This window comes from uncultured Ellagibacter sp. (genome assembly GCF_934636505.1).
In the GTDB taxonomy this organism is placed as follows: domain Bacteria; phylum Actinomycetota; class Coriobacteriia; order Coriobacteriales; family Eggerthellaceae; genus Ellagibacter.
Window position 1 is genome coordinate 1 of record NZ_CAKUAL010000059.1, and the last position, 12,526, is coordinate 12,526.

Annotated in this window: 13 protein-coding genes; 1 reads left to right on the plus strand and 12 read right to left on the minus strand. The window is 60.4% G+C overall.

Annotation, left to right across the window (positions count from 1 at the left end; all coding sequences use genetic code 11):
* The 6 genes from Q0G18_RS07250 to Q0G18_RS07275 all read right to left on the minus strand — a co-directional run.
* A partial coding sequence (locus Q0G18_RS07250) for a rhodanese-like domain-containing protein (RefSeq protein ID WP_297151361.1) occupies positions 1 to 472 on the minus strand: 472 nt, incomplete at its 3' end.
* A 221-nt stretch (positions 473 to 693) separates the two neighbouring features.
* Positions 694 to 1,203, minus strand: a complete 510-nt coding sequence (locus Q0G18_RS07255; RefSeq protein ID WP_297151364.1) for a hydrogenase maturation protease — start codon at positions 1,201 to 1,203, stop codon at positions 694 to 696.
* A gap of 4 nt (positions 1,204 to 1,207) precedes the next feature.
* Positions 1,208 to 1,639: a viscotoxin-A3 gene (locus Q0G18_RS07260; protein ID WP_297151367.1), complete on the minus strand. Its 432-nt coding sequence runs from the start codon at positions 1,637 to 1,639 to the stop codon at positions 1,208 to 1,210.
* Positions 1,640 to 1,804: 165 nt separating this feature from the next.
* Entirely contained in the window at positions 1,805 to 2,503 is a 699-nt protein-coding gene (locus Q0G18_RS07265; protein WP_296061091.1) for a cytochrome b/b6 domain-containing protein, read from the minus strand.
* Position 2,504: 1 nt separating this feature from the next.
* On the minus strand, positions 2,505 to 4,169 hold the full coding sequence (locus Q0G18_RS07270; protein WP_297151370.1) for a nickel-dependent hydrogenase large subunit: 1,665 nt from the start codon (positions 4,167 to 4,169) through the stop codon (positions 2,505 to 2,507).
* Positions 4,170 to 5,495 (minus strand): hydrogenase small subunit, encoded by a 1,326-nt coding sequence (locus Q0G18_RS07275; RefSeq protein ID WP_297151373.1) that lies wholly within the window; start codon positions 5,493 to 5,495, stop codon positions 4,170 to 4,172. It abuts the gene before it with no gap.
* Between the two features lie 391 nt (positions 5,496 to 5,886).
* On the opposite strand from Q0G18_RS07275, the gene pheA reads away from it, so the two are divergent.
* Complete coding sequence (gene pheA / locus Q0G18_RS07280) at positions 5,887 to 6,738, plus strand: prephenate dehydratase (RefSeq protein WP_297151376.1); 852 nt, start codon at positions 5,887 to 5,889, stop codon at positions 6,736 to 6,738.
* A 298-nt stretch (positions 6,739 to 7,036) separates the two neighbouring features.
* On the opposite strand, the gene Q0G18_RS07285 is transcribed toward pheA, so the two are convergent.
* From Q0G18_RS07285 to Q0G18_RS07310, 6 genes are all read right to left on the minus strand, one after another.
* On the minus strand, positions 7,037 to 7,618 hold the full coding sequence (locus Q0G18_RS07285) for a manganese efflux pump MntP family protein (protein ID WP_297151381.1): 582 nt from the start codon (positions 7,616 to 7,618) through the stop codon (positions 7,037 to 7,039).
* Between the two features lie 225 nt (positions 7,619 to 7,843).
* A complete protein-coding gene (locus tag Q0G18_RS07290) occupies positions 7,844 to 8,713 on the minus strand; it encodes an adenine glycosylase (protein ID WP_297151384.1) in 870 nt (289 codons plus the stop codon).
* 1 nt (position 8,714) lies between these two features.
* The gene (locus tag Q0G18_RS07295; protein WP_297151387.1) at positions 8,715 to 9,230 is read right to left on the minus strand and encodes an Rrf2 family transcriptional regulator; all 516 of its coding nucleotides are present in this window, start codon (positions 9,228 to 9,230) and stop codon (positions 8,715 to 8,717) included.
* Between the two features lie 15 nt (positions 9,231 to 9,245).
* Positions 9,246 to 10,775, minus strand: a complete 1,530-nt coding sequence (locus Q0G18_RS07300; RefSeq protein ID WP_297151390.1) for a ribonucleotide reductase subunit alpha — start codon at positions 10,773 to 10,775, stop codon at positions 9,246 to 9,248.
* A 170-nt stretch (positions 10,776 to 10,945) separates the two neighbouring features.
* On the minus strand, positions 10,946 to 11,716 hold the full coding sequence (locus Q0G18_RS07305; protein ID WP_297151393.1) for an HAD-IB family hydrolase: 771 nt from the start codon (positions 11,714 to 11,716) through the stop codon (positions 10,946 to 10,948).
* Between the two features lie 69 nt (positions 11,717 to 11,785).
* Positions 11,786 to 12,526 (minus strand): ATP-binding cassette domain-containing protein (locus Q0G18_RS07310; protein ID WP_297151396.1); only part of this gene is annotated, 741 nt, incomplete at its 5' end.

Consider the following 12,526-nt stretch of genomic DNA (forward strand, 5'->3'; position numbering starts at 1 on the left):
TATCCATATTCGCATCGATGACGGAAAGCACGTTGGTGCCAGCCTGGGCGTAGGTCTTGCCGGAGTAGCAGATGAGCACAAGCTTCTTGTCCGCGCCGTTCTCGGAACCAGTAGCGTCCTTAAGGGCCGCCTTCATCGTGTCGACGCCGTTCTGGAAGTCGCCGCCCTTGCAAGCGTCCATGTCAGCCGCGATAGCGCCCTTGATGTGGCCCGCCTTGTAGTCATCGGCCTTGCGCAGGTCGATGAACACGTAATCGGAGGAATCAAGGTTAGCCTCGGCATCCGCCGGTGTGATGTACTTCATGGCGACGTCGGACTCGGGAGCCTTGACCTCGTCGGTGGCCGCAGTCTTCTGCTCGGTAGCGGCAGAATCGGACTTCTTCTCGGCGTTGTCGGAATTGCCCGAGCAACCAGCGAGAACGCCGCCCGCGAGGGCGAGAGTGCATACGACAGCGAAAACCTTCTTCATCATGGTGAAGCATCTCCTTATATTGATTTGTACGAGATTGTCAGCCTTCAAGACGACGCAGAATCGCCATGACCTAAAGCCCACCCTTGATCTGGGCACCGCGCGCAAGGCAGAAAGGCGCGAATAACTTGCCCGATAATACCCGTTGCAGAATGGGCATTCGGTTGGTAAGGCCGTGGGAAATAATATCATGCGCCACTCAAATAACGCAAACGCAGCCCGCGCTATTCGGATGCAAGCGGCCTCTTTTTCAGGTTAAAGCCGCGGCGATGCAACTCGGCGACGAGCGTTTCCACCAAAAGGGGGAGCGCCGAGCGCACAGGCTCGGTCAAATCCATCGCATACTCGGAAGGAGACATGTTGGCAACCTGCATCCCCAGGCAATAGCCTTCGGCCTCGTACCCAAGAAGCGACGCGGCGTCGAAAAGGTCGACGAGCTTCAAATCGTGCAGCGAGGCCATCGCCCCGGAATGCCTGGCCATGGCGTCGGGCGAGAAGCGGTACACCGTACCCGGGGCATCGCCTGTGCCATCAACCGCATCGACCGTGATGATCACGTCGTAGCTGTCCACGTAGGGAAGCATGTCCAGGCTCATGCAACCGACATCGAAAAGTCGCACATTACTAGGAACCTCATAATCACGCAGCACGGTATCGTATACGGCAGGCCCCACACCCTCGTCGAGCATGAGCCGGTTTCCCACGCAGAAGACGGCGGCTTTCCTCTCCCCCATGCGTTTACGCCCCCAATCCCGGACGAATGACGAGGTTGTAGTAAGTGGCTGCAGCAATCATCACGCAGCCCACGATTACGGAGACGACAGCCCAAATGCGCTGACGAGAGAGATACCTCTCGCGCGAGACACCGTGTTCTGCCGCACGATGCGCCGCAAACGGCTGGCTCACGATGGAAAAGGCCACCGTAGCCGCGGTCAGAAGCACGAATACGATCACTGCGAACACGATGGAAAGCGCGCTTGGAGTCGCAAACGCCGCGTAGAAGGTGTTGTCGGCGAAAAGCCAGATCGGATAAAACAAGATGGCAGCCCACATACCGTGCGCCGGCCCCCAGATAGGCGGCAAGAAAAGCGCGCCAATGTTCACGCGCGGAACGCCCTTCAGGAACTTCTCTTCGCGGGCAATTTCCTCATCAGTGAGCTCACGTGCCATGACGACGCGCACCTCTCTCTACTCCGTCGGTTTCGAAACAATGGGATTGAGATTTGCAGCATATGCCTCGGTGCGCGCGCTTTCGAAAAGTGCGCGCACCGCCTGCAAGCTGCGAAGATAAAAGGAGCCCGCTTTTGACGGCGGGCTCCTTCACGACGCAAACGCCTAGTGCTTCTCGGACTCGCCGAGGTCGTCCTCGCCCACGATGGTGTGGGTATCGGGGTCGTACACCAGTCCGCCATGCTCTTTCCAGAGGAACATGAGCTTAGTCGGGGCAATGCCTTCGATGTTCGCCAGGTAAACATGGATGAACATGAAGATGATGAAGATGTACATCATGAAGTAGTGGATGATGCGCATCGACATAAGACCGCCAACGAGGTTCGTGCCGGCAGCGAAGAACGGCAGGTTCATCGTCGGCACCCACAGGCACATGCCGGTGTAGAACATCACGATGATGAGCACCGGAATGAACAGGTAGGAAATCTTCTGAGGAACGCCGAGCTTTGCTCCCAGCGGATGGTCCTTCTTCAGGAACAGGTAGTACTTGATCCAGATAAGGCCCTGATGACGGTTATCCTTCTGCGGCAACCAGGTCTTGTAGTCGGTGACCTGCTTGCGCGTGCCGCCCGTCGGCGCCGTCTTCACGAAGAACGCGGCGATGATGCGGAACACGCAGTTCAGGAAAATCACGAATCCGAAGAACACGTGCATGCCGCGCGCCAGGCTCTCGAAATAGGGCCAGAACGGGAAATGGATGCAGAAACCGGTGACGATCAGGACGATCATCGCGATAAGGTTGATCCAGTGGGTGATGACGAAAACGAGGGGATGCGCCTCACGGTAGTGTGCAAGATGTGCCATCCTACTTCACCCCCCAAGGGCTCGTAACGGTTTCAAAATGCTTGCCCGTGGCAGGCTCAGTCACATGCACGGCGCAAGCGGTGCAGGGATCGAAGCTGTGAACGGTGCGCAGCGCGTTGATCGGCTTCTTGATGTCGCCGACCGGCACGCCGATGAGTGCCTGCTCGAGCGGGCCGTACTCGCCCTTCTCGTTGTGAGGAGCGAGGTTCCACGTGGACGGAATGATGATCTGGTAGCCCTGGATGCGGCCGTTTTCGACCTTCTCGGCATGATAGAGTGCGCCACGAGGTGCCTCCCAGAGACCCTCGCCCTCGCCGGAGATGCGTGCGGGCTCGCGGAAGTACTCGCTATCGCCGCTCTTCACGGCCTCGATGAGCTCGTCGACCCATTCCTTCATGAGGCTTGCGATGTAGAGCGTCTCGACCTGGCGGATGCCGGTGCGGCCGAGCGTGGAGCCGAGCGCGTTCAGGTTGCCTGGCGCGCCGAGCGCCTCGAGCACCGCGTCGACATGCTTCACGATGAAGGGCACGTTGCGCTTGTAGGCAACGAGGATACGGGAAAGCGAGCCCGCCTCCATCGGCTTGCCGTCGTAACCCGGGCACTTGACCCAGGAGTAGCGGTCGTTGACCGTGTCCGAACCGTCCTTGTAGTACTCGGTGTACTCGGGCTCGGTGGTGTAGTCAGGAGACTGACGGGTTGCATCGCCCTTGTACCAGGAATGGCCCACGTACTCGGCAATCTTCGAGGTGTCGACGTCCTCGAGCTTGAGGCCGTCCTGCAGGACGCCTGCCGGCATGTAGCGCTCGTTCAAGAGCATGCTCTTGTTCTCGAACACACCCCAAGCGATGTAGCGGCCGCAGCCCTTGCCCCAGTTGAGAGCGTCGGTGTAGTACGGCGCGAGGGCGAGCACGTCGGGAAGCATGGTCGCTTCGACCCAGTTGTACAGCTCGTCGACGAGGTACTTCAGGTCATCGAGCTTGCTCGAGGTGGGAACGAACGCGGTGCCGCCAGGAACGATGGTCATGACGTGGGGCATCTTGCCGCCGAGCAGAGCCGCAATCTCGGAAGCCTTCGCCTGCATCTTGAGCGCCTCAAGATAGTGCGCAGTAAGGATGAGGTCGAGTTCCGCGGGAAGCTTGTATCCCGTGCCGTCCTCGGCATCGAACCAGTTGCCCGAGAAGATGGACAGCTGGCCGTTGTCGGCGAACTTGGAGAGGCGCTCCTTCAAGGCGTACATGTCGCTTGCGGTGGCGCAACCCTGGGCAGCTGCCAGGTCGTACGCGTCGCCGACGTTCGCCTTCAGAGCGTTCAGCGGGTTCACGTAGTCAAGGCCGGCCAGGTTGTAGAACCACAGGATGTGGCTGTGCAGGAACTGGGCGCCCTCGATCAGGTTTCGGATGATGCGCGCGTTGTTGGAAATCTCGATGCCGTAAGCCTTCTCAGCGGCGATCGAGGAGGCGTGGGCATGGGAAACCGGGCAAACGCCGCAGATGCGCTCGACGATCTGAGCCGCATCCTCGGGGGTGCGGTCCTTCACGACGAGCTCCATGCCTCGGAAGCAGCCGCCCGAGACCCACGCATCGGAGACCTTGCCGTTCTCGACTTCCATCTCGACGCGGAGATGGCCTTCGATACGGGTAATCGGGTCAATGATAGAACGGGTCATTTACTCCTGACCTCCTTCCGTATCGTTTTTCTTCAGGTCGGGACGAACGCCGATGGTGTCGTAGAGGCGCTCTTTCTGGCTGAGGTTGCCGGAATTCTCCTTGCAAGCCTGCGCCTTTTCCTCGTCGGTAAGGTCGTAGGTGCCGATGGAGTTCTCGGGGTGATCCTTATCCCACTTGCGGATGGTCTCGAAGTCCGCGCCGCCGTCCATGCGTCCGGTGGCCTTCATGCCGAAGCCGTGCACGACGAGCGCTGCGGCAACGAGGCCGGTGAGCGTGAGGGCGATCGTGCCAGGCTGAACCATCCAGTCGCCAATGCGAAGGTCGCGATGGCGCTTGTAGAACGGGGTGTTCACCTCGACCCAGTTGTCGCCCGGATCGTTGGGGTTCGCCTCGCAGCAGCCGATGCAAGGAGAACCAGCCTGCACGCACCAGCTGCGGCGGTTGTTCCACATCGTGATGCCGCACGTGGACTTCGTCTGCGGACCGCGGCAGCCGAGCGGATAGAGGCAGTAACCCTTTGCCTCTTCCTCGGAGCCGAACTTGTAGACGAACTCGCCGTTCTCGAAGTGGCCGCGGCGCTCGCAGTTGTCATGGATGGTCTGGCCGAAGATGCCCTCGGGCTTGTTGTCGCTCGTGAGCTTAAGCTGCTTGCTGTCGAGCATGATCACGTCGATGAGCACGGAAACGAGCCACTCGGGGTTTGCCGGGCAGCCGGGGATGTTCACGACGGGAACCTCGATGCCGGACTTCTTCAGGAACTGCTCGACGCCGAGCGCATCGGAGGAGTTCGGGTGAGCGCCCATCCAGCCGCCGTTCACGGCGCAAGAGCCGAGCGCAACAACCGTCTTCGCGTTCTTGGCAGCCTCGATCAGATGCTCGGTGCCGGGCTTGTCGGCAACGCGAAGCGCCTGGCCGCCCCAGCCCTCGAGCACAGCGCCCTCGTACACAAGAACGTAGTTGCCGGATTCGATCGTCTGCTCCTTGGCTTCCTCCATCGACCAACCGGCCGCCGCGGAAAGCGTCTCGGAGTAGTTGAGCGACAGAAGCTCGAGCACGACCTCTGCCGGATCGGGAGTCTCAACCTGAGCGAAGGACTCCGTGCAGCCTGTGCACGACGCGCCCTCGATCCAGATGACAGGATACAGGTTTCCCTTAGTTGCACCGATAACGGAGTTTTCCAATGCAGAAGCAACGCGCGGAGCCGCGAGCTCGGAAAGTCCTGCTGCGACCGCGATCGTACCGCAAAGCTTCATAAAGCTGCGTCGCGTGACCCCCCGCGCTTCAAGCATGCTGGAGAACTCGGAAGCAGTAGCTTCGTTTACCATGTGCACACCTCCTCTTTTTTCTCTCTCTCAAGAATCGATTACGGAGTGCCCGCGCATACCGATCCGTGCATGCGCGAACGTTCCTTGTATAAAACTTAGCCATTGTATGCACTTAATGTTACGGGATAAACACGAAGGGACGAAAAAACACGCGCTTGTACCGAAAATGTTACGCTAATTTAGCAATGTAACACCAATTGTGCCTGCTCAAGCATTGTATTGCATATCGAATGGTTAACCAAAAATCAGCAAACGAAATAACACGGCCCAAAGATTGCGCATCGGGAAGACGCCCCATTCAAAGACTTTTTCGGGGAATATCGCCCCCTATCGAATGCGACCGCTACAATGTTCGCGCACGTGAAAACCGCATCCAAGGAGTTGCCCACCTATGAAATCGCCCGACAACACCATCGCATTCCTCGGCCCAACCGGCACGTATTCTCACGAGGCGACGCTCGCCTTCGCAAAGCGCCTCGGCATCGAGAGCCCCGACTTTATCGAGTGCACCTCCTTCGACGAGGTGTTCGATTGCGTCGACCGCGGCCGCTGCGAGTTCGGTGTCGTCGCGAAGGAGAACTCCATCGAGGGGCCGGTTACCGCCACGCTCGACGGTTTCGCGCTGAAAAGCACCTCCGTTATCTTGGGGGAAGAAGTCGTCGATATCCACCACTGCCTCGTCGTGAACCCCGACGCCAAGCTCGAGGACATCACCACCGTGGCGTCCCATGCGCAGGGGCTCGCCCAATGCCGCCGCTTCATGGCGGAGAAGCTCCCTGGCCGCACGACCGTGACCACATCGTCCACTGCCGAGAGCGCGCGCCTCGCGGCAGCCGATATCCATACGGCGGGCATCGCGAACGCCTTCGCCGCGGAAACCCACGGCGCGAAGGTTTACGCCCACGACATCGAGGATCACTTCGGCAACCAGACGGTCTTTGCGCTCATCGGCCGTCAGGGCCATGCGCCCGTGTTCACGGGAACGAAATTCAAGACATCGGTCGCGCTTTTCCTGAACATGGACCGCGCGGGCACGCTGAACATGATCCTGTCCGAGTTCGCCTATGCGGGCGTCAACCTGTCGCTCATCCAGTCGCGCCCGACCAAGCAGGCTCTCGGCGACTACATGTTCTTTATCGAGTTCGAGGGCAACGCCAACGAGCCCAACATTCAGACCGCGCTGAACTGCCTGCGCCTGAAGCTGCGCGAAGTGAAGGTGCTCGGAAGCTATCCCATCGGGTAGTAAGCAGGCGTTCTTTCCCGATTTCCTCCTATCGTGGACAAATAATGGCGATATGTGAGTCGGTGTAGCCCCCCGAACGCTTTCCCTAATTGCTTTGCCTGGGAAAGCCCAGGTCGTAAATCGACGGATATGCAAGGTGGACGACGCTTCACCTGGGCTGACTCACATATCGACCAATTATGTCCACGGCGAGCCAAGAAAAAGGCCATGAGTGCTGTGACGGGGGCTACAGCTCCGAAGGCCGCGGGATACAGCACGTAGGTCGCAGCGCTCTGCCAGCAAGCTGTGGCACCTGGGGCTAGAGCGGCAAAATCCCCAAGTGCTCGAGGAGAATCTTGCAGCCTATCAAGATGAGCACGACACCGCCCACAATGGTCGCACCCTTCTCGTAGCGCGCGCCGAAAACATGCCCCACGGCGACGCCCACCACGGAGAGGGCGAACGTCGTCACGCCGATGACCGCTATCGCCCAGACGATGTTCACGCCCAAAAACGCGAAGGTGATGCCCACGGCAAGCGCGTCGATGCTCGTCGCAATGGCCAGCATGAGCAGCTCTTTTAAGTCGAGCCTCGTATCCTTTGGCTCGCCCGCTTCCCCCTCGTCGCCCTCGCGGAAGGCGTCGAGGAGCATCTTCCCGCCAATAAGCGCGAGCAGGATGAACGCAATCCAGTGATCGATCGGAGTGATGAAATCGGCGAGCTGCGTGCCGAGCGCCCAGCCGATAAGGGGCATGAGCGCCTGAAAACCCCCGAAGAAAAGCCCGATCACGAGCGCCTGCTTCATGTTGAGGCGTTTCATCCCCAACCCCTTGCAAATAGAAACAGCGAAAGCGTCCATCGACAGCCCCACGCCGATCAAAAACAGCTCAACGAAACCCACGGCCACATTCCTCTCGTCTTAGCTCGCAAACCCGAAACCCCGTATTCGGGCATAAAAAAACCGGCTTGCGCGCCGGCATATGGAAGCGCGGTGCGACAAGCGTCACACCGCGAGTCTTGTCATTTAAGGCATGGCCAGCTCGAATGAGCAGCATGTTGGCCAAGCCGCGCCTTTCGGCGTCGACTACTCCCCCACGGATTCGGCAATTCTACCACATGGCCGCAACTAGGCTCGCGCAGTGCCATCTTCAACGGCGAAAAAACCCTCTCGCGCGAGATCGGCCATGATCGATGCGAACAGCTCATCCTCAACGCCATCGCGCCCGTGGTCGCGCTCGAAGTCGCTGAGAAGCAAGTGGACTTCCTCGAGCGAAATCGCCCCCTCAGCCGCAAGCACAATGCGCACCACTTCCGCTCGCTTCTGACGACGCGACCCCTCGAACGTGCTTTGCCGCGTGTAGTGCGCACTGCGACGGGAGGCATTGCCGAAGGTGGCCTTCAAATGCGCGCCGTAATCGAGCAGCGCGTAATACCACAACCGGGGGTTATCCTCGGGGCACGTCGCGCGGACAAGGGGCTCGAGCTGCTTGTCTCGAATACCTTCCTCACCAGGGAAAAGCTCGTGCAGAAACACGGTGCGGACGTTGGTCTCCAGATACATCGCGGGGCGGTTGCACGCGAACGCGACAACGCCTGCCGCCGTTGCGGGACCGATGCCTGGAAGCGCCACGAGCTCGTCGACCGTTTCGGGCAGCTTCCCCCCGAAATCTTGCGAGCAGATCTCGCATGCGCGTTTGAGAGCAAGTGCGCGGCGGTTGTAGCCAAGCCCCTGCCATTCGCCCACAACGTCCGACGTGCTCGCGCTCGCCAGGGCATCGGGCGTGGGGAACTTCGCCAAGAAGCGCTCCCAGCGGCCGAGAACGCGCTTCACCTGCGTTTGTTGGAGCATTACCTCGGAGACCAGCACCGCATAGGCGTCATCGATATTCCGCCAGGGCAGATCGCGGTAGAGCCGCGCGCCCTCGCGGCTCACCAAAGCAACGAACGCCTCCGGGGAGGGGGCGTTCGCAGGCCACGCGCAGGAAGGCAGCTCCATGCTAGCTGGACGCCTTCCCATGGCAGGATTCAGTCAGGGCAAGGTTGATGCGGCCCGCGCAGACGTCGCAACCGCCTTCACAGTCGCCGAGCGCCTCGCGCACTTTCGGATGATCGCCGCCCATCTCGAAGAGGTCCTTCAGCGTGATAGACCCCAGATAGTCGCTTAAGATGCGATCAGCACCGCGCCACACCTTGTTATAGGCGCACGTGTCGCTCTGGCCGCACGGCGCGCTCCCCGCACCACATTCGGAGACGCTCACCGGCCCCTGAACAGCCTCGACGACGTCGCGAACGGTCACGGTAGCAGGGTCGCACCCAAGGCACAGGCCGCCGCGGGCACCGCGCGTCGTGTTCACAAAGCCGCACTTCGTGAGGTCATGCTGGATGCTGCGCGCAAACGCATAGGGAATTCCCTCGCGCTCGGCGAGCTCCGCAACGGACATGCGCTCATCGCCATTACGGTATGCGGCGCGCAGGATTCTGCACGCATAGTCGCAGCGTCGTGTGATATCCATCGATGAGCCCTCCCCCTATTGGCCCGAAAGCAGGTCTTCGATGTTCTCCAAATCGGAGCGGAAATCGCGAACCACCTGATCTTCCAGCTCGCGGTACTCCTTGGAGTCGAGCGGCTGGTAGGCAGCAAGCTTATCGAAGAGATTGTCACGCGTGACCGGAACATAGCGGCGAGCGAAGAGGCTTTCCTTATAGGCCTCCTCGATAGCCTCGCGCGCTGCCATGTAGATGTCGAAACGGGGCATGTTTACCGAATAACGCACCAGGTCGGCAACGCGAATGCTGCGAATCGAGGGGTGGTCGCGGGCAATTTCCATCCAGATTTCGACACGCTCCTCGGCCGTCGGGCATTCGATGTCGATAAGCGACAGCGGCTCGAGAAGCTCGAGGAAGAACGGGTCTATTTCGGCGTTCTTCGAAGCCGAGGCCAAAACGTAGACGTCGGGGTTGTCCACCGCCGAGCGGATGAGCTCGATTGCCTCGCGCGCACCACGCGAAAGCGAGGCATACACGAAACCCTCGAAATCGTCGCCCCCATCCGCCTGGGGAGCGCTCCACAAATCGATGTCCTCAAGCACAAGGACGCCGCGCCCCGAGAAGACGCTGTCCGCGCGCACCGCCCGCGTCGCGTTGCCCGAAGGCCCCATCACGCAAAGGATCGGCATGCCCGAAAGGTTCTCCTCCATGCGCATGCGCATCGCTGGGAGCTTGAGCTCCCCAATCGTCGCTTGTACGAAGCGACCGGCATCCTCGCGCGCCGGCGAGCGGAACACGAAGGTATCGGTCACTGGAAGGCGGTCCAGCCCATGGCGCGCGTTCAGCATGGTGACGAGCGACTTGAAGTCGGGGTCGTCCTGCATGCCGATGCCGAAATCGCGCATCGTGGCAACTGCCGCGTCGTATCCCGCAAGGTCGTCGTAGGTGAGCTTCTCCTTTTGATCGCCCGGGGACTTGACGCCGGCGTCGACCGCAAGCTTCGAAAGCACAGACATGCCATCGCGCTCCGCACGATCGGATGCGCGGGAGGCGTCGCCGTCAGAAGAGGGTTCCCCTTCCGCTTCGGCCTTGCCCTTCCCTGTCAAAAGGGAAGACAAATCCCCCGACGAGAAATCGCCAAGAGGCTCCACTTTGAACAGCTTGGCGTCGAACCCGAGGAGATCCCTCGAGATCGCCTCCGCCACGTCTTGAAGGTCGCCTCGGGAAAGCCCGAACTCCTCGAGCTTGTCGAGGGCGAGCTGCTGAAGCCGCTCCGAGCACTCTGAGGACTCCCCCGCGCTCAGGAACGGGTCGAGTTTGCCGAAAATGTACTCAGCGAGAGAGCGCTCCTTAAGATCGCACGCCAAATCCCACGCCTTCTTCAGCGCATCAATCGCCTCTGGGCTCGGATCGCCGGCAGTTCCCGCTGCCTTTTCGAAGGCGGTCAAATACAGATGCATGCCGAGCACGGCGTCGCCTTGTGCGCACGCGTCTTTGGCGCGAAGCAGATAATCGACATCGCTCCCGTCAGCACCTTCACCACAGCTTTGCTTGTCAGCGTTCTCCAGCATGGACCCACCTCCATTCGTAAAAGCAGATGCGCACGCGCATCGCAATTTCTATGTTTAACCTCTTATATTAGACTACGGGAGGCAAATCTGGCCCCAAGTGACGGTATTCCCACGATTCTTTACACGGACGAAAGAAAACGGGAAGAAAGCTCCGCGGCATGCCGGGGAAGCTACCACTCCGCGATGCGCCAACCTTCGCTTTTCGCCGTTCTCGCAAGAGGGCGGTCGGGGGTCACGGCGACGGGATTTCTCGCAGCCCCGAGAAGCGTGCGGTCCGAATGGTGGTCGCCATAGGCGGCATCGAGAACCCAGCGGCCCGCGCCGAAGCGCTCATCGGCGAACTCGCGCAGGCGCACGATCTTCTGGTCGCCTTCCACGGGAAGCCCCTCGACCTCGCAGGTGTAGGTGCCGTCCTTCGCCGCACGCATGCGCGTCGATATCTGGAAGTCGATCGGATGGAATTCCATCGCGCGAGAGACGATGGGTTCGAAGGTCGCCGACACGAGCACAACGACGCGGCCCTGCTCCTTTTGGCTCAGCAGTTCTGCCGTGGCCTGCTCGCGGAACAGCGACGCCACGTCCGAGTCGTAAAAATCGCGCAGGAACGCATCGACGCGCGCGACCGGCTTGCCCGCGAAGGCGCGGAAGACAAGCCCGCGTACCCAGCTCTCGTTCTGGGGAAGGCGCAGCTTGTAGGCAATCCCCCACAGCAAGATGCGCGCAAGAACGCTTTTTTCCAGCATGCCGAGCTTCATGAGTCGACGGACTAAAAGCACCGGCGAGTTGCCCGAAATGCACGTCCCATCGAAATCGAATGCGGCGATATGAACCAGCCCGTCCGTCTGCACGAGAGACAACAGATCGTCGGATGAGTCGACAGGCGGCGCTCCCGCACCGTCGGCCTCCGACAAAACTTGAGAATTACCAGCGCTTTCTTCCACGAACACTCCACTGAGAATCTAGTTGCGAGCAAACAAGGGCGCCCCAGGAGGCGCCCTTGCAAAGCATACCTACTCTTCGCCCTCGTCGAACTGCGAATTGTACAGTTCCGCATAAAAGCCACCGCGAGCGAGCAGCTCGTCATGAGTACCCTGCTCGACGATGTCGCCGTGCTGCATGACCAAAATCAAATCCGCCGAACGAATCGTCGAGAGACGATGCGCGATGACGAACGACGTACGGCCCTCCATGAGGTTGTCCATGGCTCGCTGGATGCGCTCCTCGGTGCGCGTGTCGACCGAACTCGTCGCCTCATCGAGAATGAGCATGCGCCGGTTCGCCAAGATCGCGCGCGCAATCGTGAGAAGCTGGCGCTGGCCTTGGCTTATGTTGGTCGCGTCCTCGTTGATCACGAAATCGTAGCCGCCGGGCAGGGTGGTGACGAAGTGGTGCACGCAGCCCGCGCGCGCCGCAGCCTCCACCTCCTCGTCGGTCGCGTCGAGCTTGCCATAGCGGATGTTCTCGCGAATCGTGCCGCTGAACAGCCACGTGTCCTGCAGCACCATGCCGAACATCGAGCGGACGTCGGAGCGCGAGAAGTCGCGCGCATCGACGCCGCCAATACGGATAGCGCCTCCGTCGACGTCGTAGAAGCGCATGAGCAGCTTCACCATAGTCGTCTTGCCGGCGCCCGTTGGGCCCACGATAGCGACCGTCTGGCCCTCGGAGACCTTCGCCGAGAAATCGTTGATGACAGGCTTGTCGGGCGAGTACCCTAATCGCACATGGTCGAACTCCACGTTGCACGGAAC